Source organism: Maribacter aquimarinus (assembly GCF_047345505.1).
Taxonomy (GTDB): domain Bacteria; phylum Bacteroidota; class Bacteroidia; order Flavobacteriales; family Flavobacteriaceae; genus Maribacter.
In genome coordinates, this window is record NZ_JBLFEO010000002.1 from 58,517 (window position 1) to 84,553 (window position 26,037).

The 26,037-nt window shown below is 49.7% G+C and carries 19 protein-coding genes; 11 read left to right on the forward strand and 8 right to left on the reverse strand.

The window, feature by feature from the left end:
• Nucleotides 1-616 precede the first annotated feature (616 nt).
• Nucleotides 617-751 carry a hypothetical protein gene (locus ACKWCC_RS01760; protein WP_413994176.1) on the forward strand — a complete coding sequence of 45 codons (135 nt, stop codon included), beginning with the start codon at nt 617-619 and terminating at the stop codon, nt 749-751.
• A 143-nt stretch (nt 752-894) separates the two neighbouring features.
• On the opposite strand, the gene ACKWCC_RS01765 is transcribed toward ACKWCC_RS01760, so the two are convergent.
• Nucleotides 895-4,059, reverse strand: coding sequence for a S41 family peptidase (locus tag ACKWCC_RS01765; RefSeq protein ID WP_413994177.1), 3,165 nt, complete (start codon nt 4,057-4,059; stop codon nt 895-897).
• 206 nt (nt 4,060-4,265) lie between these two features.
• On the opposite strand from ACKWCC_RS01765, the gene ACKWCC_RS01770 reads away from it, so the two are divergent.
• A complete protein-coding gene (locus tag ACKWCC_RS01770; RefSeq protein ID WP_413994178.1) occupies nt 4,266-6,068 on the forward strand; it encodes a DUF4153 domain-containing protein in 1,803 nt (600 codons plus the stop codon).
• A 210-nt stretch (nt 6,069-6,278) separates the two neighbouring features.
• Here ACKWCC_RS01770 and ACKWCC_RS01775 read toward each other — a convergent pair whose 3' ends face one another.
• From ACKWCC_RS01775 to ACKWCC_RS01790, 4 genes are all read right to left on the reverse strand, one after another.
• Entirely contained in the window at nt 6,279-6,998 is a 720-nt protein-coding gene (locus ACKWCC_RS01775) for an ABC transporter ATP-binding protein (protein ID WP_413994179.1), read from the reverse strand.
• 44 nt (nt 6,999-7,042) lie between these two features.
• Nucleotides 7,043-8,515 (reverse strand): DUF5687 family protein, encoded by a 1,473-nt coding sequence (locus tag ACKWCC_RS01780; protein WP_413994180.1) that lies wholly within the window; start codon nt 8,513-8,515, stop codon nt 7,043-7,045.
• A 126-nt stretch (nt 8,516-8,641) separates the two neighbouring features.
• On the reverse strand, nt 8,642-9,040 hold the full coding sequence (locus ACKWCC_RS01785) for a DoxX family protein (protein WP_413994181.1): 399 nt from the start codon (nt 9,038-9,040) through the stop codon (nt 8,642-8,644).
• Between the two features lie 3 nt (nt 9,041-9,043).
• Nucleotides 9,044-10,204, reverse strand: a complete 1,161-nt coding sequence (locus tag ACKWCC_RS01790; protein WP_413994371.1) for a DNA polymerase III subunit — start codon at nt 10,202-10,204, stop codon at nt 9,044-9,046.
• 265 nt (nt 10,205-10,469) lie between these two features.
• Between ACKWCC_RS01790 and ACKWCC_RS01795 the strand changes: the two genes are divergently transcribed.
• The 3 genes from ACKWCC_RS01795 (at nt 10,470) to ACKWCC_RS01805 (ending at nt 14,384) form a co-directional block, all read left to right on the forward strand.
• Nucleotides 10,470-11,663: a phosphoglycerate kinase gene (locus ACKWCC_RS01795; protein WP_413994372.1), complete on the forward strand. Its 1,194-nt coding sequence runs from the start codon at nt 10,470-10,472 to the stop codon at nt 11,661-11,663.
• A 116-nt stretch (nt 11,664-11,779) separates the two neighbouring features.
• Nucleotides 11,780-13,375 carry a LysM peptidoglycan-binding domain-containing protein gene (locus tag ACKWCC_RS01800; protein WP_413994182.1) on the forward strand — a complete coding sequence of 532 codons (1,596 nt, stop codon included), beginning with the start codon at nt 11,780-11,782 and terminating at the stop codon, nt 13,373-13,375.
• A gap of 13 nt (nt 13,376-13,388) precedes the next feature.
• On the forward strand, nt 13,389-14,384 hold the full coding sequence (locus ACKWCC_RS01805; protein ID WP_413994183.1) for a DUF4837 family protein: 996 nt from the start codon (nt 13,389-13,391) through the stop codon (nt 14,382-14,384).
• A gap of 157 nt (nt 14,385-14,541) precedes the next feature.
• On the opposite strand, the gene ACKWCC_RS01810 is transcribed toward ACKWCC_RS01805, so the two are convergent.
• The 3 genes from ACKWCC_RS01810 to ACKWCC_RS01820 form a co-directional block, all read right to left on the reverse strand.
• Nucleotides 14,542-14,718, reverse strand: a complete 177-nt coding sequence (locus ACKWCC_RS01810; protein WP_413994184.1) for a DUF6747 family protein — start codon at nt 14,716-14,718, stop codon at nt 14,542-14,544.
• 581 nt (nt 14,719-15,299) lie between these two features.
• Nucleotides 15,300-18,125, reverse strand: a complete 2,826-nt coding sequence (locus ACKWCC_RS01815; RefSeq protein WP_413994185.1) for an OmpA family protein — start codon at nt 18,123-18,125, stop codon at nt 15,300-15,302.
• A gap of 429 nt (nt 18,126-18,554) precedes the next feature.
• On the reverse strand, nt 18,555-18,746 hold the full coding sequence (locus tag ACKWCC_RS01820) for a twin-arginine translocase TatA/TatE family subunit (RefSeq protein ID WP_413994186.1): 192 nt from the start codon (nt 18,744-18,746) through the stop codon (nt 18,555-18,557).
• A gap of 177 nt (nt 18,747-18,923) precedes the next feature.
• Here ACKWCC_RS01820 and ACKWCC_RS01825 point away from each other — a divergent pair, with 177 nt between their 5' ends.
• The 6 genes from ACKWCC_RS01825 to ACKWCC_RS01850 all read left to right on the forward strand — a co-directional run bounded on the left by ACKWCC_RS01825 (nt 18,924) and on the right by ACKWCC_RS01850 (nt 25,990).
• Complete coding sequence (locus tag ACKWCC_RS01825; protein WP_413994187.1) at nt 18,924-19,793, forward strand: M23 family metallopeptidase; 870 nt, start codon at nt 18,924-18,926, stop codon at nt 19,791-19,793.
• 5 nt (nt 19,794-19,798) lie between these two features.
• Complete coding sequence (locus ACKWCC_RS01830) at nt 19,799-21,316, forward strand: GH3 auxin-responsive promoter family protein (RefSeq protein WP_413994188.1); 1,518 nt, start codon at nt 19,799-19,801, stop codon at nt 21,314-21,316.
• A 32-nt stretch (nt 21,317-21,348) separates the two neighbouring features.
• Nucleotides 21,349-23,070, forward strand: a complete 1,722-nt coding sequence (locus ACKWCC_RS01835; protein ID WP_413994189.1) for a DUF6909 family protein — start codon at nt 21,349-21,351, stop codon at nt 23,068-23,070.
• A gap of 33 nt (nt 23,071-23,103) precedes the next feature.
• Nucleotides 23,104-24,102, forward strand: a complete 999-nt coding sequence (locus ACKWCC_RS01840; RefSeq protein WP_413994190.1) for a hypothetical protein — start codon at nt 23,104-23,106, stop codon at nt 24,100-24,102.
• A 265-nt stretch (nt 24,103-24,367) separates the two neighbouring features.
• On the forward strand, nt 24,368-25,414 hold the full coding sequence (gene rfbB / locus ACKWCC_RS01845; RefSeq protein WP_413994191.1) for a dTDP-glucose 4,6-dehydratase: 1,047 nt from the start codon (nt 24,368-24,370) through the stop codon (nt 25,412-25,414).
• Nucleotides 25,415-25,630: 216 nt separating this feature from the next.
• Nucleotides 25,631-25,990, forward strand: coding sequence for a four helix bundle protein (locus ACKWCC_RS01850; RefSeq protein WP_413994192.1), 360 nt, complete (start codon nt 25,631-25,633; stop codon nt 25,988-25,990).
• Nucleotides 25,991-26,037 lie beyond the last annotated feature (47 nt).

Consider the following 26,037-nt stretch of genomic DNA (forward strand, 5'->3'; position numbering starts at 1 on the left):
AAAGGCAATGGCCGGCAGTTTTTGCCCCAGTTTTACCGACCCGGCGGTCTGTACGGAATGAACATGGCCAAAAACAGCCCAAAACATTGCAGCTTGCCGATGTGGCTTTGCCCTTTGTCCGATATGCCGCCCTGGCAGGGGCCGGCCCCTTTTATGTAAACCGACCGGAGGGTCGGAAATGCCTTTGGGTTCTAGTTCAAAACGTGGGCCTTGTGAACCCTTGTTGCAAGGCCCAAAGCGCCAACTTCCCGAGCATTGATTCAACAGATGGCCGCGTCGCTGAAACCTGATGGCCAAACCTTCAACCTAGAAATGGCTCCTCGCGATGACGGTGGTCTTTAAACTAAAGGAAAATCAAAGTATTGGTGTCTTGAAACGTCCTTGCAAGGCACAAAGCACAAACCACAGGGAGAAGGAAATCTGCTGCTTCCGGCAAATTGAGTCAACAGATGGCCGCCGTCGCCTGAATACGTGGGACGTAAAGGTTAAACCCAAAACAGACCTTGGAAATGCCCTAACAGCCCCAATACATGATTTGGGTTTAACGTTACTATTTGATGTGAGAACGATAATCCTTGTCCCCCTATTTTTTTAGTTTGAGGCAAAATAGGAGAATATGGGACAGCAAGACAAGGATAGGCAGGACAGGAAACCCAAAAGACGTTCCATTGGACTTTACATCATTGGTGCCGTTTTGGTGGTCATGGTATTGTTTTATTTAGTGTTGGTCAATGGGGTTTACGGCACTTGATGCCCTGACCGGGAACAACGGCACCTTGTTGAAACAATGTAAAGTTCCAGGACCGCGGTCCTGTAAAGGAGCTTTATGGTCTTTCTGCGTACAACCGCCAAGCAACCTTTGAGCGCACCTTGCACCAATGGCACGCCTACACCTTATTTTTCCAGTGCTTCAGAAATAATTTCCAAGGCCTTGTCCAGTTGCGGTTGGTTGCCTGTTAACCTATCTTCAAATGTTTCTGGCACCTCAATGTCGGGTGCCACGCCCGTTTTTTCCAAATTGGCCCCTTCCAAGGTGTAACAGCCCCAAGAAGGTAACCGATAGGAGGAACCGTCCACCAAGCGTTTGGAGGAGGTAAACACGATCCAACGGTAGGTTTCCACCCCAATGATCTTGCCCAATTGCAGTGCTTTGAACCCCGCGGCCGTCATTTCGGCATCGCTCAGGGATTGCTCGTTGATCAATAAGATGATAGGTTTTGCGGCAGGGGCAAAATTGGGTTGTGGAGACAGCGCACCGTCTCTGTATTTCCAGTTTAAATAGGGTTTTTGCGATAAAAATTGCAACACCTCATCGTGCACGTTACCGCCGGTATTGTACCTTAAGTCCAGAATAAGGGCTTCTCTTTGATTGGCTTCGGACACCATTTCCCGTTTAAAGTTTTCCAATTGTCCGCCCGTCATGTTCTTCATGTGTACATAGGCCACTTTTTTATCGCTTTTTGCATCCACATAGGCCTGATTGTTCTTTACCCATTCATCGTACAGCAAGGTACGCTGTGCGCCGCTGGAAATGGGCCTTACCATCACCTTGATCTCCTTGCCACCCCGATCGAACACCAATGGCAGCTCTTTGTCCCTGGATGCTTCCACAAAATAGGATTCACGGTTGGTGTTCGCATTTACGCGCTTTCCGTTCACGGCCACCAAAACATCGCCTTTTTTAAGGTCTTTGCCGGCAACATCCATTGGGCCGTTGGTGATGATGCGCTCCACCTCAAAAGGATTTTCATTGGAAAACCACACTCCAATGGCGTTTGTCCTGGATTCGTAAAACTCGCTTTCTTCCTTGCCGCTGGAATTGAATCCGAAATGGGAGGTGTTCAGTTCGCCCAACATATCATTAAAAAGGGAACGCAATTGGGCACGGTTGGTCAAATAGGGCAAGTACTGCCCGTATTTTTCCTTTAGTGCCGTCCAATCTTCCCCGTGAAAACCGCCATCGTAAAAATTCTCCTCAAAACCGGCCCAAGCCTCCATAAACATCTGGTTGAACTCTTCGGCCAAACTTTTTCGGAAGGTGTGGTCCATATCGATTTTTTCCACTTTATTTTTCTCAATATCCAAGGTGTGTATGGCATTATCGGCCAACAAAAAATAGGTGTCCTTGGATTTTACGATGTTAAAACCGTTTATTTCTTCATCGCTCACTTTCTCTATTTTATTCTTCTCAAAAGGGGCAATGATGGTTTTCCAGAGTTTGGTGTCCCCTTTGTCGTGGTTGCTCAGGTAATATAGGTGCGTAGCCTCGTCCTTGGCAATGGCAACCGGTTCTTGCTGTAACCCAAAAGACGGGCCAATGGCATCAATACGTTCCATAATATTGGAGGTGTTGATCTGGATCTCCTCTTTTTTTATGCTCGCCGGTTTTTTGGCGCTTTTTTTCTTCTTGTCCTTTTCCTTTGCTTTTTCCGGGTCTTCTTTGAACAATGCCTCGAATTTTTCGGATCGGTAGGGTACATCGTACTTGTCCAAGGGCATTTTGTAAATCTGTGCTTCCCGCCAACCGTAGGGATAACTGGGTTTTACCAAATTGGACGCAAAAAATAGGTGTTTGCCGTCTGGCGACCACACCGGGGACCGCTCGCTGACCCCTGTTTCACTTAAATTCCATATTTTTTTATCCGATAGGCGCAGCACGAACACGTCCGATTCAAAATTCCGGTAGGCACTGTAGGTGATGTGCGTGCCGCCCGGAGAAAATTGGGGCTGTGGGGCGTATAGGGCCCAAAATTCATCGGTCACCAAAACATCGCTCTTCAAGGAAGACAGGTTCAACAGACGAAGTTCGTCCCTGCCACTGATGTAAACGGCTTTACTTAAGGCTGTATCCAGTTGAATGTTCACATTGTTGCGCAGTTCGTTGGTGTGCTGTTTTTCCTGACCATCGCCGTTGGCGGAAATAGTGAAAATATTGCTGTAACCCTTGTGGGTCCTGGTGAACAACAAGGTCTTGTTGTCTTTGAGCCAGTTTACCTCCAGCACCCGCTCGCCCGTTTTGGTGGGCACGGATTTGGTGAATTTGCCTTTTACATCGGTCACAAAAAGCACCCCGCGCGACACAAAAGCCATTTTTTTGCCGTCGGGCGAGACATCAAAATGGGTAATGTTATCCGCCACCTTAAAATCTTGGTTTTTTTCCAAGGTATTGTTGATCGGCATTTGCACCGCCACTTTTTTGGTTGTCTTGGAGGCCACATCAAACAAGTAAAGCTGGTAATCCTTTTCAAAGACCACGGCCGTTCCGTTGGCACTTACTTGCGGCCTGCCAATGGAGGTGTCAAAAGTGGTGAGGGCCGTTTTTGCCCCGTTGTTGAAAACAAAGAGATTATACTCTCCGGTATTTTCATCGGACACAAAATACAGGCTTCCATTTTGATCAAAAGTGGCCCACATATCCTTACCCCCATAATTGGTATGTTCCCTGTAGGTCTTTGTGGTGGGGTCATAGGATTTTATGTTGGGGTTAAAAGCGCCTTTGTACCGCTTACGGTGGGCAAACCTCTTGCTTTCCCAACTCTCGTTAAAGAAAATTTCATTGGTTTTAGGGTGCACGGCTATGTTATGGGTGGTATTGAAGTAGTGCGAGAACAGGGGTCTTGGTGTGCCACCGTCCCTGGCCACCTGATGCCCGGCGTGGCGGTTGTTTCTGGAAGAGGTAAAATAGACCGTTTGCGAATCCCAAGACCAGCTATCCACATCGTCCGCGGCATCGTGATAGGTGAGCTGTTTTATGGCGCCGCCATCCAAGGGCATCACATACACATCTTTATTACCGAATTGGGTGGACGTGAACGCCAGCCATTTGCCGTCCGGGGAAATTCTGGGCAGGCTTTCCTCGCCGTCCATGGCGGTTAAGCGCACGGCAGTACCTCCGGTGGCGGCCACTTTCCACAAATCGCCATCATAGGCGTAAATAATGGTGGTGGCATCCGGGGAAAGGGTGGGATCCGATAAAAAATGGGCCTCCTGGGCGCCTACCTTCAGCATCGACACAAAACAAAAAATCACTAGGGTCAAGGGCGGAATCAATTTCATCATAAAAACGGTTTTAAAATGGATTTGAAAGATACGAAAAGGCTTTGTTTCCAGACAGGGGCCAAAAGCTGAACGGAGCGACCATGGCGGATCGCCATAAAAAAAAGCCGCAAGGCCGAGGGACAGCCCAGGGAAATATCCCAATATCCAGGGGTTTAAAAGCTTGTTTTGTACACTACCTTTGTACACAACGGCTAAAAACACAAGAAATGACCTTTCCCTCCCTTAGCGAACTAGCAGGTAAAGCGAGCAGTACGTTTCAACGGTTTCCGGTGTCCTTGGCATGGGCCGTACTTGGGACCATTTATGCCATTTTGAGCGTGGAGGGAACCTTGGGAGAGGACAAGGATGCCCAAGCGAAAATGATCCTGACCCTTGTTTTGGGGGTAAGTTGGCTCATAGGGCTGCAGTTCTTTGTGGAACAACAAAAACATCCCAGAAAATGGCTTTGGCTAAAACCAATGATGCTGTTGCTGCTTGTGCTCTTCTATTGGCATATTCCCGATATTTCCGTTTTTGATGAATTGCCCGAATACATCACCCGTTTTTTTCTGTTTCTGATCGCGGGGCACCTTTTTGTTTTTTTCGCCCCTTTTGTGGGGAAGTGGAACCACAGGGCGTATTGGAACTACCTGAACGCTTTGGTCACTTCCGTTCTAAGGAGCGGTTTCTTTTCGGGCGTCCTGTATTTAGGGCTCATATTGGCCCTATCGGCCGTTGATGCCCTGTTTGGGGTGCGGGTCGATGGCGACCTTTACTTTCAAGTATTCCTCTTTTGCCTGGGCATCGTGAACACCTGGATCTATCTGTCCGATTTTCCAAAGGATATGCACCAACACAACGAAATACACTTTAGGAAAGCCCTGGAGGTGCTGGTGAAGTACATCCTTATCCCGCTCATTATGTTGTATATGCTTATTCTGTACGCGTATGCCGCCAAAATAGCCCTCCAATGGGAACTTCCGCAAGGCTGGGTCTCCTACTTGGTCACTGCTTTGGCCCTGCTCGGTTTTCTGGTGCAAGTGATGATCGATCCGGTACAAAAACAGTCGGACTCATGGACCATCAGCAAATTTCACCCCTGGTTCTACCGTTTGATGCTCCCGCTGGTGGGCCTGTTGTTCGTGGCCATATTTAGAAGGATATCTGACTATGGCATTACCGAAAACCGTTATTTTGTGGTGGCCATTGCCTGTTGGATATTGGGAATTGTCCTCTATCTGCTCTTCCACAAAGGCAGAAAGCTCGTTGTACTGCCCACTTCCCTGTTTGTGCTGTGCCTCCTTGCTTCTTTCGGGTTTTGGGGCGCGGCCAGCGTGTCGCAGCGCAGTCAGCTGGGCCAGTTCAAAAAAGTGTACCAAACGGTATTGGACAACGAAAAGAAGGCCACCCAGGCACAGTACGGCCAACTGGAGTCCATTCTGAACTATCTGGAAGAAAGAGAAGCACTTGCCGATCTCAATGAGGTCACCGGATTAAACCTGAACAGGTTCTACACCAACGGCACCCCCAGCGGATCTAAAGGCGAAAGCGGTTGGTATAGCCCCGAAAAAGTGTTGGATTCCTTGGGACTTGTTGTAGAAAATGGAGCCCAAAATGACCTAAGCTCCAACAACTTTTATTACTACAATGGCAGCAATCTGCCCATATCCTATGCAATAGAGGACTATCAAAAAATGGTTCCCTTCCGGTTCTGGACCAATTACAAGAAGAATGATCGGTTCATAGGCGATTACCAAATAACCTATAACCATAAGGATATGAGCGTTGACTTGTTCCACAAGACAGATGCGAAGAAGGCCACCTTACGGATACCCATAAAAAATAGATTGACGGCTTTGTCCAAAATGGACAACGACCTTAGCGAGGTGGCACCCAAGGAGTTTTTGCTCAGGGCGGAGAACGACAGCCTAAGGGCACTGCTCATCTTTGCCGAACTGGATTTCTACAAGGAAAAGAACACCGTACACCTAAGTAGGGCAAATACACTGCTGTTGTTGGGTGAAAAGTGATGGCAACCAGTTGATGCGTTAAACCCAGATCAAGCAATGGAAATTACATTACGGCCACAAAACCGGCCATACCGATCGCTGCTGGCTTTTGCCCGATCACATGGCAGTGGCCATGCTTAAACCCAGATCAAGGTTTCCCGGAAAACCCCGCATTTTTGAAAAATCCCCGTTAACCGGTAAAAAGCTCCGATAGCGGTCTGGAATGACGTCTTATTGCGAAACCTCAACGGTATCGGTCCCGGAAAAGAAGGCCTCCAGTTCCTTCAGGGTCGCGGCGGAAGTCTTGATGTCCTTTACAATGACGCCCTTGTTGAGCACCACAATGCGCTCGCAGACCTCGGTGACGTGCATGAGGTCATGGCTGGAGACCAATACGGTGACCCCTTCGCGGGCCGCAAGTTCCTTAATGATGGATTTTAACCGGATCTGCGTGGTGGGATCCAGGTTGGCAAAGGGCTCGTCCAGGATCACCACTTCCGGGTTGCCAATGAAACTGGCCACAATGCCCACTTTTTTCTGGTTTCCCTTGGAGAGGTCCCTGAGGTATTTCCTTTGTCCCAAGATCTCGCCGTGGAAGAAATCCTGGAACTGCGCCAAGAGGGCGTTCACATCGGCACGGTTGCACTCGCGCAGTTCGCCTATGAAATAGAAATACTCCTCGGGGGTCAGGTACCCTATGAGAAAGGTCTCGTCTATGAAGGCCGAGGTAAAGGGCTTCCAGGCCTCGCTCTCATCCACACGGACTCCATTATTGTCTATATGTCCGGTAGTGGGCTGTATAAGGTCCAGCAGCAATGAAAAAAGGGTGGTCTTCCCCGCTCCGTTGTTGCCCACAAGGCCAAAGCTCTGTCCTTTGGGGATCTCCAAGGCCTCTATGTTCAACACGGTCTGCTTGCCGTAGGTTTTGGAGAGTTGGTTGATCTTTATCATTTGCATCTATATTTAAAATCCGTGGGGCATGACACTCCCATGCCCTACGCCTTTTGCCTGTAGGCGGCCAGGGTCTTGTACTTTTCCTTTTTATAAATCTTCTCTATCATGGTAAACACCTTGTTCTTGAACAGAAAGCCCAAGAGCCCAAAGCCCGCAACAAAGAGGTAGCCCGCAGTGGGGTTTATGAGATAGTGCCCCAAGGCATAGATCACCATGGGCAACAGCAACTTGGGCAAGGTGAGCAAAAGGGTCTTGGCATTGAAGGCCTGCTTGTCTCCAAAGGCCTTTTTGTTGCTGGTGAGGTCTATGGGCGATTTTACGTAGGCCCCGCCCCAGAGCACCATATAGGCATTGATGCCAATATTGTAAATGGCGCCCACCAGCACGGCGGCGTACACTTCCCAACCAAAATAAAGGTACCAGGAAGAGAGGATGGTGGTTATGATGGTGGCAATGATCACCAGGTAATATTTGGAGGACAAATATTCGCGATACCGAATGTTCTGGCTCATCATCAGAGGATAGTAGCTGCTGTCCCAACTGGGCACATACTGCCCAAAGCTGAACAAAAAGCCGCCCGTGACAAAGATGCCCGCAAAAATGCGCCAGAACGGACCGTCATAGGCCTCTATGGACCCCGTGAAAAACAACAGTCCATAGAAAATGAAGAAGAAGCCCATGATCACCGCCGTCCGGGAGCGCTTGTTCCTTTTAATGAGCTTTATGTCGTTCTTGAGAAACGTGCCCAAGTTGCCAAAGCGGTCCAACCACTCCAGGTTCTCCGTTCTGGCTTCGGCCTGTTTGGTGGCCAGGCCGCCATCCAAGTACATGTTGGCCTTGAAGTAGCGAAAGGAGGCCGTGAACAGACCGGCCAAGAGGGCCCAGGGCACGATCGCGGTCCAGGGCAGATCGTACAGGGCGTTAAAAAGTGGTGCGGTATAAACGGTGACATCGAACCAATTGTAATATTGGGAAATTCCCAGTAGCACAATCGCGCCGGCAAAAACATAGAACACACGGTCCTGGTTGTTGGCCAGCACGTTAATGAAATTGTTGCAATAGATCAAGGCCATAAAGCCCAAGTGCCAGCCTATGACGTTCACAGCGCCATAGCCTTGGGCAAGCAGCACTATACTGAAAGGTATAAAAAAGAAGGCGTGGGTCCAATTGAAAAAGGAGACCACGGTCTTGAGCAGTGAAAAATGCACCACCTCCCGTTTCTTCATGGGCAAATAGAGCAATGGCTTTATGTTGGTCACCGGCATCTTTTGCAGCATGTACCTAAAGGCAAGGTCAAGGGCCAGGTAATAGACCATATAGCGGTTTACCACGCGCAGGGGGTCTCCCATTTCTGCCTTCTCTATCAAAAAATAGACGCCAAAACCCAGACCGAGAAACACGACTATAAAATAGAGCGCCCCCAGGGCCATCAAAATTTTTATCCAAATCTCCGTCTTGAAGGAAGCGGATCTGAAAAAAGATTTCCATTGGAGGTCAAACAACCTTTTGAACATAGCAATGCTTTGGTTTTCTTATTGGAATGAGTGCACAATTTAGGCCATTTGTTACAGACCGTGACGCAATTCATGACAAAAAATACTCCGAATCCATCCCAAAAGGGGCCTATTTTGGCACTTGGCCTACCCTTGCAACAGATAGACCAAAAACACGGCGGGCATAAAATAGACCACAATGGTCTTGGCCCCCACATAGTCCTTGGCCATACGCTGGCCAAAAAGCAACATCATCAGGGCCACGCAAGACAGTACGGCGCCGTAGAGCGCCAAATCGGTCTCCCCGGAGGCCAGCAGTTGGTACATGCCCAAGGCAGACAAGACGCCGGCAACGACCTCCACCACCGTGATGGTGCCCAACAACAAGGGCACCACGGCCTTTAAGGGCGTTTTCTCAAAGTGGCCGGTGAGCCAGCCCAAATTTCCCTTCCAGTCCAACACTTTGTCCAGCCCGCTCTGGAGAAAGGTAATGACCAAAAAAAGCAGTAAGAGCAGTTCCGTGGCATATTGCAAGACGTATTCCATAGTTCAAGGTGTTTGGGTTGCCTTTTTGTGAAGCAACCGGGTTAATTTTATGCTGAGGTCCGTAAAGATGATCTTGGCATTGCCATTGCGTTCTACGTGATAAAGGGCCGTTTCCAGCTCCTGCACAATGTCGGTGATGTTGTTCTCGTGCACAAAGGGCGCAAATTTCCCCAGCGCAAAGCCATCCGTGTGCATTTTCATATAGGCCAGTTCGTCCACACCGTAATTGAGCATGAGCGCCTGTCGCATGGCCATAAGGCAGTAATGCAAAAACTTTTTTTGGGTCTCCCGGTTGGTCTTGGCCACTTCATCGCTCCACAAGATCAGCTCGTGTATGGCCGTCTTGTTGCCCTTTGCCCTGAAAGCGCTTCTAACCCACTGAATGAACCACTTCTCAAAGACCAGGTCCTCTGAATCATTGTTAAGGAGGTCCAGTGCCTTGTTGTAGTTGCCGTTGGCCTCTTGCGCCGTGCGCACGGCTTCCTGCTTTGTGGCCCCTTGATCTACAAGTCCCTTTACAATGACCTCTTCCGGCAAGGGCGGGAAGTGCAGTACCTGGCACCTGCTCCTAATGGTCTGTATGATCTGTTCCTCATCCTGGCAAAGCAAGAGCAACAAGGTTTTCTGTGGCGGTTCCTCTATGAGCTTCAACAGTTTGTTGGAGGCTTCCAGGTTCATTTTTTCGGCCATCCAGATGAGCATCACCTTATAGCCCCCTTCGTAGGATTTGAGCGAGAGCTTTCTTACCACTTCCCTGGCCTCGTGCACGCCGATCTTGCCCTGTTTCTTCTCTATGTCCAACAGCCGGTACCAATCAAAAAGGTTGCCGTAGGGCTGTTCCTTGACAAACTGCCGCCATTCGGCTATGTAATCGTCGCTCACGGGATTTTTGGACACCTTGCCCGAAGCGGCCACCGGATAGGCAAAATGAAGGTCCGGATGGCCCAGGGCATTGAATTTTAGGTTACAGTCCCTGTTCTCCCCGTTGTTCTCGCCCCCCAGGTTGCCACAAATGACATATTGGGCGTAGGCAATGGCCATGGGCAAGAGGCCACAGCCCTCCGGCCCCACAAATAATTGTGCATGGGGCACACGGCCAGCGTTGGCGCTGGAGCAAAGGTGGTTCTTGATGTGGGATAGCCCCAAGATGTCCTTGAACAGCATGGCCCAAAGATAACGGTTTTTGCAGCATTCCCTTCCAAACCCAGCGGCCTTGTGGCCCAGCTGCCCATTTGCCAAGGAAAGGGCCCTTGGAGGCACCGGTGGGCAAAGACCGTCCCAAAAACGGGCACCAGCGGCCAGGGGAAATAGGGGCAGCCAGGGCGCGCCCCAGGTTTTTGCCCAAAATGGCACATTAATGATCTGCAATGAAAGTTGAAAACCATTTAATCTTTACATTTGCCTTTCTTGAAAACAAAAGACAATGGACATGAAAACTGTGGAGCATTACAACTTTCAACATAAAAAAGCACTGATACGGGTTGACTTCAACGTGCCCTTGAACGAGAATTTCGAGGTTACGGACACCAGCAGGATCGTGGCGGCCAAACCCACCATCATAAAAGTATTGGAAGATGGCGGAAGCGCCGTGTTGATGAGCCACCTGGGCAGGCCCAAGGGCCAAAAAAATCCAGACCTCTCCCTAAAGCACATCTGTGAGACCGTGTCCGATATCATAGGGGTGCAGGTGAAGTTTGCCGAGGACTGTGTGGGGCCCGCCGCGACCGATGCCGTGGCGTCCCTAAAGGACGGCGAGGTGCTGCTACTGGAAAATCTGAGGTTTCACGGCGCCGAGACCGAGGGCAGTGAGGAGTTCGCGGAGCAACTGTCCCGCTTGGGAGACATCTATGTAAACGATGCCTTTGGCACCGCCCACAGGGCCCACGCCTCCACCACCATCGTGGCGCGGTTCTTTCCGAACCACAAATGTTTTGGCTACCTCTTGGCCCAAGAGATCAAGGCCATAGACAAGGTGATGCAGACCGGGCAAAAACCGGTGCTCGCCATCTTGGGCGGCGCCAAGGTCTCCTCCAAGATCACGATCATTGAGAACATCCTGGACAAGGTGGACCACTTGATCATTGGTGGGGGCATGACCTACACCTTCATCAAGGCACAGGGAGGCCAGGTGGGCGGTTCCATCTGCGAAGAAGACAAGACCGATCTGGCCCTGGAAATCTTGGAAAAGGCCAAGGACAAAGGGGTGCAGGTGCACCTTCCCGTGGATGTGGTCGCGGCAGACGACTTCAACAACCAGGCCAACACCCAAATTGTGGATGTGGACAAGATTCCGGAAGGTTGGCAAGGCCTGGATGCCGGCCCAAGGACGCTGGAACAATTTGGAAAGGTCATTTTGGGCTCCAGAACCATCCTCTGGAACGGCCCGGTGGGCGTCTTTGAAATGGACAACTTCTCCAAGGGAACCATTGCGGTGGGCAACCACGTTGCGGCAGCCACAAAAGAGGGCGCCTTTTCCCTGGTTGGCGGTGGCGATTCCGTTGCCGCGGTGAAGCAATTTGGCTTTGGGGACAAGGTGAGCTATGTCTCCACCGGAGGCGGGGCCATGCTGGAGAGCCTTGAAGGCAAAACCCTTCCCGGAATCGCTGCAATATTGCACGCTTAAAGGCGTTATCGATAAACGGCACAACAAGAAAAAGCATTTTTTTAAGAGTTTTAATTTTAATCTCTTGGAAAAATGTCCGATTTTCGTTTGTTCCCCGTTTACTTAAATGACGCCTTATGAAAAACACTGCCCCTTGCCGCGCACTCTTCGCGGCCCTTCTGTCCTTTCCACTATTGGCAACGGCCCAACAAAAGCCCTCCGATCTGGTAAAGGAACGCCTGAAGGACACCTTGTTGCCCGTGGTCGCCGAACAGGCCCCGGCCCCTGCCCAGCAGGAAGCGGCACTGTTCCGTATTTTGGAAGACAGCACCTATTTGCTCACGGACCATCCGGTGGCCGCCAAATATGACAGTCTTTGGATACGGGAGCTCATTGACTCCGCACCGCTTTTTGAGGAAATACACGAGGAAATTGCCCATTTGGACACGGAGACCCCCTATGCGTACAATCTGCCAACGGACACCTTGAAACAGCGCCTGCAAAGGCTGGACAAAAGAACCCCTTTCAATGTGGCCTACAACCCCTCTTTGGAAAATGTCATCAATTCCTTTCTGACCCGCAAACGGGGATTTTTGGAGCGTATGCTCACCAAGAGCCAGTTCTATTTCCCTATGTTTGAGCAGGAACTGGACGCGCACAACATTCCGTTGGAGATGAAATATCTGGCCATTGTGGAATCTGCACTGAATCCAAAGGCCCGCTCCCGGGTGGGCGCCACCGGACTGTGGCAGTTCATGTACGGCACGGGCAAGGAGATGAAATTGGAGATCAACAGTTATGTGGACGAGCGCAGCGACCCCATGAAATCCACCAAGGCAGCGTCCCAGTACCTGAACCGCCTTTATCGCATCTATGATGATTGGGACCTGGCCCTGGCCGCCTACAATTCGGGGCCCGGAAATGTGAACAAGGCCATTAGGCGCTCGGGTGGGCAGCGCAACTATTGGGACATTAGGGCAAACCTTCCCAGGGAAACCGCTGGTTACGTGCCCGCCTTCCAGGCCATCATGTATATTTTTGAGCACGCGGAAGAGCACGGCCTCAAAGGAAAGCGCGCGGACGTGGCCTATTTTGAGACCGATACCATCCACGTAAAGAACATCATCACCTTTGACCAAATAGCCCAGTTCACGGGAATTGACAAAGAAGAGCTACAGCTGCTGAACCCTTCCTATAAATTGGACGTGATCCCGTATGTGGAGGGCAAAAAACAGGTGCTGCGATTGCCCGTGACGGGAATGGGCAAATTTGTGGCCCATGAGGACCAAGTGTACGCCCTAGTGGAAAAAGAACTCGAAGGAAAACAGAGCCCCTTGCCAGCATTGGTGAAAGAGGCGCAGCAAAACCAAATTCGCTACCGCGTGCGCAGTGGCGACTTCCTTGGCAAGATCGCCCAACGCTACGGTGTTGGGGTAAGCCAGCTGAAAAGCTGGAACGGCCTGCGCAGCAATAAGTTGCGCATAGGGCAGCGGCTTACCATATACCCCAAGCGCACTCCCGTGGCGTCTTCCGTAACCCCAAGGCAAACACCCAAAAACCCGGTGGCAAACCACGGAAACAAAGTACACGAAGTGCAACGGGGCGACTCCCTTTGGACCATTTCCAGAAAATATCCTGGAATTAGTATTGAAAATTTACGAAAATGGAACGGTATTAGCGGTAACAATCTAAAACCAGGCACAAAATTGAAATTGTGCGATTGTCCATCGTAAACCAAATACCAAAATGAACACTTTCAGAACCCTGCTCTTCCTTGTCCCTTTCTTATTCATGGGGTGCAAGGACGAGGGCGAAAAAGACTACCTGCCGGAATCCGTGGGCGCTGTGAACGCCCTTACCGTTGTCATAGACAATGAGCTTTGGAAAACAGAGGTGGGCGATGCGATCAGGGAGAACTTTGCCTCCCCCATTCTGGGCGTCACTTTTGATGAGGCACTCTTTAGCATCACCCAAATACCCCACCAGGTCTTCTCGGGATCCATAAGAAACTCCCGATCTGTGCTCTATGTGATGGAAGACTCGCTGAACATTGCCCATATCAAAACGAACATGTACTCCAAGCCCCAGAAGATAGGGGTCATTAAAGGCCGTAACAAAGAGGAGATCATAGACAACGTAAAGAAAAAGGCGGCCGAGTTCACCGAAGCCTTTAAAAAACAGGAACTGGAACAATTGCAAACGCGCTTCCTGCGCTCTTTGAACAAGGAAAAAGCCCTGGAAGAGGCCTTGGGCATCTCCATGAACATGCCCTCTATCTACAAAGTGGGCCGGCAGGAAGACAACTTTGTGTGGATCGACAGGCAGATCCAAAAGGGCAACATGAACGTCATTGCCTATTCCGTGCCCTGGAACACCTTTAGCAATGACAGCACATTTGTACAGGACATCATAAAAATGCGCGACTCCATAGGGAAACTATTCATACCGGGTACGGAAGTGCCCGGAAAGGAGAACCACATGATCACGGAGAAGGCATTTTCCCCCTATGTCTTTCCCGCGGAAATAAACGGACGCAAGGCCGCAGAGGTCCGTGGCATATGGGAAATGTCTGGCTATCCCATGGCGGGGCCCTTTCTCACCTACATTATCAATGACCGGCCCAATGACCGAAAAGTGGTGGTGGAAGGTTTTACCTTTGCCCCGGCCACGGAGAAACGGGATTATATGTTTGAGCTGGAAGCCATCTTAAAAAGCACCGATTTGGCGCCGGGGCAACCCTAGTCCCACATGGCTTTTGAACCTCTGGGCATTTTTGCCTAGGCGCTCCAGTGCGCCCTTGGCACGGGATGTTCCGTAAGGTTTTTCGGCCACCAAAAGGTTCCCTTTAGAAATTGTAACGCCAATATGGGATTGCTTGCCCACTTTCCATGCGCCCTTACTAAACACTGTCCAAGGAAAAGCCAGTGGCCAATCGGAAAACGAAAGCATACACCGTGATCAGCCATAGCACTAGACAGACCCAAGAAAAGAGTTTAAAATAGCGCTCTAAAATTATGTTTCTCCAGTTTCTAAAAGCTTCCAAATAAATTTCTTGCAGCAACAGTAGTTTTTCCATCATTCCGTATTATCAATGTTCTTTTCCTTGATTCCAAATTGGCCCAACGGGCCAAAATCTGCGTCATAGACATTTCCAAACGTTTCAATGGCACCTCCAAGGGTTTGAAGGCACCTTTACGTCCATTCAATGCTGGACTACAAAAATGGGTGTCCGAGCGTGGGAAAAGAAAAAAAATAGATGAAGGGATGTATAAACACTGCCTAGGGCATGCCGTTGGTATGTTGGTTGGATGAAGCCCCGTTACATTCGATAAAAAGCCGGTGCCCATTGTCCATTAAAGATCTTGCACAACACCATGCCCCGATATTGGGCAGATGAACACCCTCAAAAACGTGACATGGAGGTTTACCTTGGACCTTGAACCCTGTCATGGGCCTACCAAAAAAATACCGTAAACCGTTGAAAGCAAAAAACACTGAAAAACGGGAAACAAGCACCTGTTTGCGGGCCCAAAATATACCTTTTGGTTTTAATTGCTGGCGGCCGGCCAGAACAGCACTATGGGCCCACCCGATGCCGCACTACTTTTGTGGCCCTTGGGATGGCTTCTCCCAAATCTGCCCAACGGGCGGTTACCGCTACATCTTTACGATGATGAACTCTGATCTACGGTTCAGGTAATGTTTCTCTTCCGTACAGCGCACCGTGCCATCACATTCATTGAGCAGGCGATCTTCGCCATAACCAATGGCGCTCTCTATACGTTCTGGGGCAATGCCCTTTGAAATGATGTACTGTCTGGTTGATTTTGCCCTTTTGTCCGAAAGGTAACGGTTGTACACCTTGCTTCCCCTGCTGTCCGTGTGGGACTCCACCTTAATGACCAGGGACGGGTTTTCCTTCATGACTTCCACGAGTTTGTCCAGTTCCAATGCGGCATCGGGCCGTATGTAGGACTTGTCAAAATCAAAATGGATCATTTCGGTCTTCAGTTTCTTAATGCCGTCCTGTACGGCGATCATGTCCTGTAGCTTCTTCAGGGCAATATCTTCCAAAACGGTATCATTTTCAACCGTGACCACCTCCCTCACATCCTCGGTGTACGGATCCTTGTTGGTGCGCAGGGTGTACTTGGTGTCGGCATCCAGATCTTCAAAAATGAAGTTGCCCCCATCTTGGGTCTCCATTTCTTTCAGCTTCACGTTGTTTTCATCCAACAGTTCCACCAAGGCCTTGGGCAAGAAAGCCCCCGTGACCCGGTCGGTAACGATACCGGCAATGGCGCTATTGACATCCTTGACCTCCTCGGGCGCCAGGTTTTTGAAGGAGTAAATGTCGTCACGCCCCTTTCCCCCATCCCTGTTGGAGGCAAAAAAGCCGGTTTCGGACGCTTTGTCCACTATATAGGAGAAATCATCCTGGTTACTGTTTATGGGCTGTCCCAGGTTCCGTGGCGCCCCAAAGCCCGCCTCGTCGGAGATTTCGGAGACAAAAACATCCAATCCGCCAAGTCCGGGATGCCCGTTGGAGGCAAAGTACAGTTTGGCGCCGGCAATGAACGGGAACATTTCCTTCTGCTCGGTATTTACCTCGGGCCCCAAGTTTTTGGGTTGTGAGAAGGAGCCGTCTTCCAGGAGGTCCACCACAAAGATGTCCGTTTCCCCCATGGTCCCCGGCATATCCGAGACAAAGTACATTTTTTTGCCGTCTTCGCTCAGCACGGGATGGCCGGTGGAATATTCGTCACTGTTAAAGGGCACTTCCACTGCCTCTGTCCATTTTTCCCCTTCTTTTAGGGATTTGTAGATTTTTAAATGGTTGATGCCGTTCTTGTCCCGGCGCAGCTTTTTGCCGTAGTTGTTTCGGGTAAAGAACATGGTCTTTCCGTCTGGGGTGAACGTCACGGAGGCCTCGTGGTATTTTGTGTTGATCTCCTTGGAAAACTTAGTGGCATTGCGAAGCTCCAGGGATTCCTTGTTCAACTCGGCCACATAAAGGTCCAGATAAGGTTGGTTGTCCCATTTATACCGTCTTGTGGTTAGAAAGGAGGAGTCCATGGCAGAGGCGAACACTACCTTGTCCTCTCCGTAGTACATGGGCGAAAAATCCGAGTATTCACTGTTTTCCGTAATGTTGTTTAAGGACACCTCCCTGGTACTGTTCAGTATATTGTCCAAGGTCTGCTCTTGCTGGAGGTTAAACTGGTCTTCCCCGCCAAGCGCATCTGCCTTGCGCATTTTTTTGTGGTACAGGCGCATCAATCTTTTTGACCTTGCATACTTTTTGTTCCCCTTTAGGGCATGGGCGTATTTAAAGAGATCGTTGGCCGTAAACTCATCTTCATAAGCCTGGTACATGAGATCGTACCATTTAAAGGCCTCTTTCATATTGGTGTTGTAGTAGTGGGAATCGCCCGCCCTTTTCAAGACCTCAAAAGAGCGCTTGTCGGGATTTTGTTCCAAAGCCTCTTCGTAGAGTATGGCCGCTTCTGCATACCACATCTTGTTAAAGTATTCGTCGGCCCTTTTTAGGAGGCTGTTTTTTGGAAGGATATTCTTTGGAACACCCATGGTGGCCATGTTGGACTCCATTCTGTTCTGTGCATCATTGGCAGAAGGTGCCACCGGTTCTTTATCGGCAATGGCCAACCCATCACTTGGCAACACCTTGAAACTGGAAAAGGTATCTTGTTTGAGCAGCGCGTTCTCCTGGTCTCCCACCACCTTTTTTGAGGTTGTGGCACCACGCTCCTTCAAAGAGCCCGCTCGGGGGGAGAGGTCCCTTGGTATGGCTGGCTCGGAGGTAGGGGCTCCCATCAGCCCGTTGGCGTCCTCAGCACCGCCTTCTGCGGCCGGGCCTTCCGTGCCAACGATCTCTGCAATGGAGGGGAACTGTGACCCCGTGGGCACCCCAGCTTTCTGTGCAGGAACGGCAATTTTGGATTCAGGTGCACTTACCACGGGTGCCTCCTCCTTTGTTTCCCTTGGCTCGGGTGCCCAAGACTCCTCTACCTTGCCTTCTTGTATGCGCAAGATCCAAACATCATCTTGATACTTGTCCCCAAACTTGGAGTCAATGGCCGCAATGGCCGGTGAAAAACTGAGGTAATGGTTAAGGTACAAATAGTGCAATTTGTTCTTTGGGTTTAAGAAATAGCCTGCCGCAAAACCTTTCTTGGCCAATTTGCGCACCTGCTTGTCCAGTTTCTCGTCCGATTTAAAAACCCCGGCAATGGCATAATATCCCTTTTTTGCGTCAATGGCATGGTAGAAGGTGCGCTGCGGAATTTTACGTGCCGCCGTAGCGGTTTCAAAGCGCTCTGACTCGCTGAGCCCATTGCCCTCTTCTGAAGTGGACACGGATTGTCCTACGGTTCCGGAGTCAGGTTGCTGCGATTCCTGGAATCCCTGTCCACGGACCAACAGGCCAAAAGCCATAAACAAAAAAACGATACTCTTTTTCATACTTCCTACATAATGTAAGCCCTGCAAATGTCCTTGACGCACAAACGGCACATAGGCCCTGCAAAGACATCAAAGCTTACCCAACGCCGAAAATAGTGCTTCATTAAAGCCTGGCTAATTTTTTGTTGTGAAACGTTTTGTTTGTGTCGCGTACCGGAAGATTATTGTAGCTAGTACCTTTTGCCATTTTGCAAAAATGCCCATAAAATGGCCTATCAAAGGACACATTCCCAAATTTCACCTGACCCAAGATGGGGCGGACAGGGATGTCTGGGGCCATATCGGTCCCCGGCAAGTTTAGGACGGGAACCTAAGGGTTTAAAGGCAGGTTATTCCCCAGAAAGTTTGCCCGAAGGGGAACGGGCACAAAAAAAGGCTCCCTAAAATGAGGAACCTTTGGTTTATGAATGTTGTCAGGTAGGTACGAGCCTATTTTTTATCGTTGTTCTTTTCCTCCAACTGTTCATCGTCCTTGGAGGCATCCTTAAATTCCTTGATGCCGCTGCCCAGACCGCGCATGAGCTCAGGGATTTTTTTACCACCAAACAACAATAAAACCACGACCACAATGAGTATGATCTGGGGAGCTCCAATGGCCAAAAAAGTAGATAGAGTTATCATTGATACATATTTAGTGAAACCAAAGGTACTAAAATCTAGTTAAGCGTACTAGAATATTAACGTTTAGGCCATATCTTGGTACAGCAAAGGGGAAAACAAAGCGGCATGCACTCCACCCTAAGACTCAACACGCAGTGGCGTTGTTATAAATCGCAGCAGTAGCGTATCTTTGTCCGTATGGCCACCAAGGGAAAAAAAAGAAACAAAATAAAACGCAAGTTACTGCACAAATACCGATTGGTGATTCTCAACGAAAACACCTTTGAGGAAAAGGTGTCGTTCAAGTTGAGCAGGCTCAATGTTTTCGTGACCGGTACCTTGCTCACCATTGGGCTCATTGGGCTCACCATTTTGCTCATTGCCTTTACCCCTCTCAGGGAATACATTCCGGGCTACTCTTCCACCCAGCTCAAAAAAAGGGCCACGGACCTCACCTACAAGACCGATTCCCTGGTAAGAACCTTGGAATATACCAATAAGTATTTGGAAAACATCCGTATGGTGCTCAAAGGGGACATTGAAAACAATGAAATGAACAGGGACTCCCTTTTTGAACAGTTTAAACTGGACCCGAGCACTGTGGACCTTACCCCTGTTAGACAAGATTCCCTGCTGCGGGCAGAAGTGGCCCTGGAAGACAAGTACAACCTTTTTGAGCGAAACACGGACAAGAACAACCCCATCCTTTTCCCGCCGATCACGGGCAATGTGTCCATGCCGTTCGATCTGGAGCAAAAGCACTACGCCACAGATGTTGTGGCCCCATCCGGAACTCCCGTGAAGGCGGTGGCCAATGGCACCGTGATCTTTTCGGAGTGGACGGCGGACACCGGCTATGTGATCATCCTTGAGCACGAGGGAGGTCTCTTGAGCGTTTACAAACACAATGGCTCCCTTGCCAAGGCGCAAGGGGACATAGTCCGTGCGGGAGAGGTGGTGGCGGCCGTGGGCAACACCGGCGAATTTAGCACGGGGCCCCACCTCCATTTTGAACTTTGGGACAACGGGGATCCCATAGATCCCGAAGATTTTATAGATTTTAACTGAACCGTATGTCCATAAAAGCCCTTGCCGCAAAAATCTTTGCGGCCCATATTGCCAAGAAAACCGCCAAGTGGTCCCAAAAACCCCATTTGGCCCAGGAAAGGGTCTTAAAGAATCTGCTCTCCGAAGGAAAAAAGACCCAGTTTGGCCAAGACCACGGCTTCCGTGACATACAGCATTACGAAGACTTCAAAAAAGCCGTGCCGGTACGTGACTATGAAGACCTAAAGCCCTATGTGGAACGGGCAGTGGCGGGGGAAAAGGATGTCTTCTGGCCAGGCCGGCCCATCTACTTTGCCAAAACCTCGGGCACCACCTCGGGGGCCAAGTACATCCCCATTACCAAGGCCTCGATAAAATACCAAGTGCAAGCCTCCCGCAACGCCATTCTTGCCTATATCCACGAAAGCGGGAAGGCCAACTTTGTGAACGGCAAAATGATCTTTTTGCAAGGAAGCCCCGTGCTAGAGGAAAAAAACGGGATCAAATTGGGACGACTTTCCGGTATCTCTGCCCACTATGTGCCCAATTACCTGCAAAAAAACCGGTTGCCCTCTTGGGAAACCAATTGCATTGAAGATTGGGAAACCAAGGTGGATGCCATTGTTGAAGAAACACAAAACCAGGACATGACCGTGATAGCAGGCATCCCCTCTTGGGTACAGATGTACTTTGAGCGGCTCAAGCAAAAAACCGGCCGTAACATCGGTGAACTGTTCCCCAATTTTGAGCTGTTCATCTACGGAGGGCTGAATTATGAGCCCTACCGAAAAAAGTTTGAAGGACTCATTGGCAGAAAAGTGCCCAGCATAGAGCTTTTTCCGGCCAGTGAAGGTTTTTTTGCCTATCAAGACAAACAAGGGGAAAAGGGGATGCTCCTGCTGCTGAACTCCGGCATCTTTTACGAGTTCATCCGGGCAGACACTTTTTTTGACCAGGACCGTGAGCGCATCCCCCTTACCGAGGTGCAGCTTGGCGTGGACTATGCCATGATCATAAGCACCAATGCAGGCCTTTGGGCCTATGACCTTGGGGATACCGTTCGGTTTGTTTCAAAGGAACCCTATAAAGTGCTGGTCTCGGGCAGGATAAAGCATTTCATTTCTGCCTTTGGCGAGCATGTCATTGCCAAGGAAGTGGAACAGGCCATGGCCACCGCCGTGCAAAAGACAAACGCCAGGGTAAATGAATTTACGGTGGCGCCACAGATAACGCCACCGGCAAACGAACTTCCCCATCATGAATGGCTGGTGGAGTTTGATCGTGCCCCCAGTGACATGGAAGCCTTTGAAAGAGCGCTGGAAACCTCCCTGAGAACACAGAACAGCTATTATGACGATTTGATCCGCGGTGCCGTTCTACAGCCCCTTAAAGTGACCGCCATTGAGGTGGGCGGCTTCAAGGCCCACATGAAGGCCAAGGGAAAATTGGGCGGGCAGAACAAGGTGCAGCGCCTTTGCAATGACCGCTCCCTGGCAGAGGCCCTTTTGCCCCACAAAGTCTCCAAGCCCCCCGATGGCATCTAAAAATTTGTTGTAATTTTGATTAAAATCCATTTATGGCAACCACCAATAACACGACCACCAGGGCGCAAGAGAGCACCAACGCCATAGAACGCCTCTACATTACCATGAGGCACCTCTTCAACCGCGGGTTTTACAAGCCCACGGGAGTGTCCGGGGAGGCGCTCAAGAACGCACTTTTGTTGCTTCGGCCCGAGATCTATGGTGCCATAGCGGAAGCCAAGGCAGAGCTCAATGGGCTCATCTACGTGTTGGACCGTTTGCCGGAGGGCATAGAGGAATGCCGCTTCATAAACCTTACCTCGGACGAAGGCTTTGCCAAATCGCACATTTCCCCCATCATCCCGCCCAAAAGAAGGCGCAATTGCTACCGTATTGACAAAGAGCAAATGAACATTGAGATCACCCGCGGGCGTTCTGATATCTATGACATATTGACCCACCTCACCTTTCTGTTCGTGGAGTCCGAAAAAATATGCAAACGGGTCTTGATCCCCGAGAGCAACAAGACCATTAGGGACTGGCAAAAACTGGAACAGGCCATCCTGAAAGACAAACTTTCCAGGGCCGAACGTGAAATAGCCCTCATACACAGTGCCAACATCCTGGGACGCTCCTTTGAAGAAATGATCCAGGTGCACCAAAAATTTGCAACAGAGACAAATCCCGACAAATTTTTAAAAATCGTCTATTGGTTGGGAAAATTGGCCCTGGAAGAAGAGTTGACGGGAGAAAAGCGCACCATTACCTTTAGCTCATTGCTACGGGAGCGGTTGGGGCACCACATTCACGGCGAAATCTGGGCCAACAACATAAAGAAGACCTTGCAAGGGCACGGTCTGCTGCAGCGGCCCATACACATCATCTCGGCCAACATGCACAGTGTCATGAATTCCCTGTTTGCCAAAAGGGCCCTGGTGGACGAGTTCAACGGCGCCAACAACCTGGATATCTACAAGGCCTTGAGCAATCCGGAGAACGAATCGCTCCGGGAGAAGGTCAAAACCTATGCAGAGGCCAATGGCATGCTGTCCTTGGACGACGCCTCGGGAACCAACATAGACGTTCAGATTTTTGATACCGAACGTTTTGCCGAAAATGCCTGCTGCTATGACCTTGGGCATTTGGGGGCAGACGAAAAGCCACTCATCATTGTCATGGACTATGCCTTTGGCGAACAGGCCTTTGAAACCATAGATGAACTGTTAAAGCCCTACCGTGGTAATGATGGAACCACCGTTTTCCTGAACGTGGCCTCCCTTTCCATTATGGGCAAAGCGGGCATCCTGGAGGGCGACAAGGGCGATATCATGATCCCTTCTGCCCATATCTTTGAGGGCACGGCAGACAATTACCCCTTTGAGAACGAACTCTGTGCGGCAGATTTTAAAGGTAAGAGGCTACGGGTCTTTGAGGGCACCATGGTGACCGTATTGGGCACCTCTTTGCAGAACAAGGACATCTTAAAGTTTTTCCACCGGTCCACCTGGAACGTCATTGGCCTGGAAATGGAGGGCGTGCACTACCAGAAAGCCATACAATCTGCCTCCAAAATACGGAAGAGCATTCGTGGCGATGTTAAGGTGCGCTATGCCTATTATGCCTCTGACAACCCCTTGAAAACCGGCAGCACCCTGGCTTCCGGAGGCTTGGGCACCACCGGGGTAAAGCCCACGTATTTGATCACGGACAGGATATTGAAACAGGTGTTCCTAACGGATCGCCGGGTAAAGGAACCAAGGACACAGCCGGCATAACATACCGGTCGTTATATCGAAAACGCTACCCTTATGGCAGAAACTCCAAACAACAAGCCCCAAAACAGTACTGACGAAATTGATCTGGGCCAATTGTTCCAGATGATCGGCAATGGCTTTCGGAACCTCTTTAACGGTTTCCTTAGATTTTTTCTCTTCCTAAAGCGGAACGCCCTGCTTCTAATGGGGCTCCTTGTGGTGGGTGCGGCCCTTGGCTATGGTCTTAAACAGCTCATGACCAAGAAAATGAAGACCGAGGTGATCGTAAAGCCACAGATGGACAGTAAGAACTATCTCTATGATGTGGTGGCCGAAATACAGGCCAACATAAGGGCCAGGGACACACTGTTCTTCAATAGCCTGGGTATCGATGATGTGGTTTTCGATGGGCTGGAAGTCAGCGTTGCCAGGGTCCAAGAAGAAGGTGGTTCCAAAACCGACTTGGAATATTTGGAACTGCTGCAGGATTTTGAGAACACGGAGGCCATTGCGGACATCGTCAGGGCAGAACTACAGAACAAGAGTTCCTTTAACCATCGCATCACTTTTCTTTACAGCAATGCGGCGTTTGGCGAAGTGTTTGCCACCAAGGTGATGGCATACATCAATACCAATGAGTATTTTGATGGGCTCATCAGCATTTACCGGGAAAATGCCCAAGAGCGCATCAAGGCCAATGAGCATTTGTTGGCCCAAGTGGATGACATCATCAAAAACTACTCGAACGAGCTTGCGCGAACGGACAACACCACCGCCACGGACAAAATTGTACTGGACAACCAAGAACGTTTGGACATTACCGGCCTTTTCAAACTAAAGAACGACCTCATCCGCGATATTGAGAGTAAAAAATTGGAGCTTGAGAATGTCAGTGAGCCTATAAAAATCATCAATTTTGGACAACCACACCCCATACAAAAGGCAAGGTTTGAAAACACCGTCCTGCTGGTACCTGCGATTTTGCTGGGCCTCTTCTTTCTTTTTGTCCTTTTAAGGTACTTGAACCAGAAAGCACAGGAAATACCATCATAGGTCCTTTGCTTGCCGGAGGTTGGGTGTGGTAAATAGGAGCAGTCATGGTATGGGCAAATGCCATGGGCAACGAGCACCGAGGGCAACCCTCGGGAGAACCTGAAATTAGATCCTCCCGTAGAACCTTGCACGGGCGCCCAAAAAAATGGAGCGCACCTTGGGGACGGGATAAACCAAGGTTGCGCAAAAACACAGGGTTTTCCAAACACAAGAGTTCAACCTTTGTCCAACAAAAAAGGAACGTACAGTGCCCAAAAAAGCAGACATGAACATTCTCATTACGGGCGGTGCCGGTTTCATAGGATCGCACCTTGTCCGGCGGTTGGTGCACCGCTACCCGGAATACCATATCCATAACCTGGATGCCCTGACCTATGCGGGCAACCTGGAAAACCTAAAGGATGTGGAGAACGCCCCAAATTATTCTTTCATCAAAGGGGATATTACCCAAGCGGCATTCCTTGAAAAGCTCTTTGGGCAAACCAACTTTGATGGGGTCATACACCTCGCGGCAGAATCTCATGTAGATCGTTCCATTGCAGACCCCATGGCCTTTGTGCGCACCAACGTCATTGGCACGGTGAATCTGTTGAACGCCGCCAAAACGTTCTGGAGAAAACACGGAGAGCACAGGCGCTTTTACCACATTAGCACGGACGAGGTCTATGGTTCCCTGGGCGAAACGGGACTTTTCTCCGAAACCACCGCGTACGACCCCAATTCTCCTTACTCGGCCTCAAAGGCCAGCTCCGATCACTTTGTAAGGGCCTATGGCGAAACCTATGGCCTGCCCTATGTGATCTCCAACTGCTCCAACAACTACGGGCCCAACCAGTTTCCCGAGAAACTCATTCCCCTGTTCATACGCAATATTCTGGAAAACCGGGAATTGCCCGTTTATGGAGATGGCAACTACACCCGTGACTGGCTGTACGTCAAGGACCACGCAGCGGCCATTGATCTGGTCTTTCACCAGGGGGCCAACCAAAAGACCTATGCCATTGGCGGTTTCAACGAGTGGAAGAACCTTGCTTTGGTGCATTTGCTTTGCGATATCATGGACAGTAAATTGGGGAGGGCAACAGGGAGCTCCAAAGAACTGATCGCCCACATCAAAGATCGTCCCGGACATGATTTTAGATATGCCATGGATGCAAGCAGGATCAACCGGGAGCTGGGCTGGGAACCTTCCGTAACCTTTGAGGAAGGCTTGGAGAAAACCGTAGATTGGTATTTGAAGAATACAGCATGGCTACAAAATGTTATCAATGGCAATTATCAACGGTATTATAAAGAGCAATATGGAGGTTAGCAGGTGATAAAGGTGATGAGGTGATACGGTGATGAGGTGATGAGGTGATAAAGGTGACAAGGTGATACGATGATGAGGTGAAGGCTTTTATAATATGGTGCAAAAGAAAAAGCAAGCAGTTAATTTGAAAAAAATCGCTCCGCCTATAACCCTTTAACCGCATCACCCATAAACCGTTTAATCGCATCACCTTTTAACCCTTTAACTCTTTAACTCATGAACAACATAAAATCACACAAAGATTTAAAAGTTTGGCAAGCGTCTATGGATTTTGTAGTGCAGGTTTACAAGCTTTCTGATGATTTTCCCAAGCACGAAGTTTATGGACTTTCTTCTCAAATTCGACGAGCAGCAGTTTCCATTCCATCAAATTTAGCCGAGGGAGCAGGAAGAAAGAGCAACAAAGAGTTTATGAGGTTTTTATACATTTCCCTAGGCTCACTTTCTGAAGTTGAAACACAATTGGAAATCGCCAGAAGACTAAACTATATTTCTGAAGATTATTTTAAAAACAACGAGCCCAGTATTTTCTTCATAAGAAAGATGCTTTCCGGCCTAATAAAAAGTCTCAAATAATGCAACCCATGACCATATAAACCTATACTCCCCTACCCTTTAATTAG

Coding starts and splice junctions, on each gene's coding strand:
- ACKWCC_RS01760 (WP_413994176.1), top strand. CDS start 617: ATGGGACAGCAAGACAAGGATAGGCAGGACAGGAAACCCAAAAGACGT.
- ACKWCC_RS01765 (WP_413994177.1), bottom strand. CDS start 4,059: ATGATGAAATTGATTCCGCCCTTGACCCTAGTGATTTTTTGTTTTGTG.
- ACKWCC_RS01770 (WP_413994178.1), top strand. CDS start 4,266: ATGACCTTTCCCTCCCTTAGCGAACTAGCAGGTAAAGCGAGCAGTACG.
- ACKWCC_RS01775 (WP_413994179.1), bottom strand. CDS start 6,998: ATGATAAAGATCAACCAACTCTCCAAAACCTACGGCAAGCAGACCGTG.
- ACKWCC_RS01780 (WP_413994180.1), bottom strand. CDS start 8,515: ATGTTCAAAAGGTTGTTTGACCTCCAATGGAAATCTTTTTTCAGATCC.
- ACKWCC_RS01785 (WP_413994181.1), bottom strand. CDS start 9,040: ATGGAATACGTCTTGCAATATGCCACGGAACTGCTCTTACTGCTTTTT.
- ACKWCC_RS01790 (WP_413994371.1), bottom strand. CDS start 10,204: ATGCTGTTCAAGGACATCTTGGGGCTATCCCACATCAAGAACCACCTT.
- ACKWCC_RS01795 (WP_413994372.1), top strand. CDS start 10,470: ATGAAAACTGTGGAGCATTACAACTTTCAACATAAAAAAGCACTGATA.
- ACKWCC_RS01800 (WP_413994182.1), top strand. CDS start 11,780: ATGAAAAACACTGCCCCTTGCCGCGCACTCTTCGCGGCCCTTCTGTCC.
- ACKWCC_RS01805 (WP_413994183.1), top strand. CDS start 13,389: ATGAACACTTTCAGAACCCTGCTCTTCCTTGTCCCTTTCTTATTCATG.
- ACKWCC_RS01810 (WP_413994184.1), bottom strand. CDS start 14,718: ATGGAAAAACTACTGTTGCTGCAAGAAATTTATTTGGAAGCTTTTAGA.
- ACKWCC_RS01815 (WP_413994185.1), bottom strand. CDS start 18,125: ATGAAAAAGAGTATCGTTTTTTTGTTTATGGCTTTTGGCCTGTTGGTC.
- ACKWCC_RS01820 (WP_413994186.1), bottom strand. CDS start 18,746: ATGATAACTCTATCTACTTTTTTGGCCATTGGAGCTCCCCAGATCATA.
- ACKWCC_RS01825 (WP_413994187.1), top strand. CDS start 18,924: ATGGCCACCAAGGGAAAAAAAAGAAACAAAATAAAACGCAAGTTACTG.
- ACKWCC_RS01830 (WP_413994188.1), top strand. CDS start 19,799: ATGTCCATAAAAGCCCTTGCCGCAAAAATCTTTGCGGCCCATATTGCC.
- ACKWCC_RS01835 (WP_413994189.1), top strand. CDS start 21,349: ATGGCAACCACCAATAACACGACCACCAGGGCGCAAGAGAGCACCAAC.
- ACKWCC_RS01840 (WP_413994190.1), top strand. CDS start 23,104: ATGGCAGAAACTCCAAACAACAAGCCCCAAAACAGTACTGACGAAATT.
- rfbB (WP_413994191.1), top strand. CDS start 24,368: ATGAACATTCTCATTACGGGCGGTGCCGGTTTCATAGGATCGCACCTT.
- ACKWCC_RS01850 (WP_413994192.1), top strand. CDS start 25,631: ATGAACAACATAAAATCACACAAAGATTTAAAAGTTTGGCAAGCGTCT.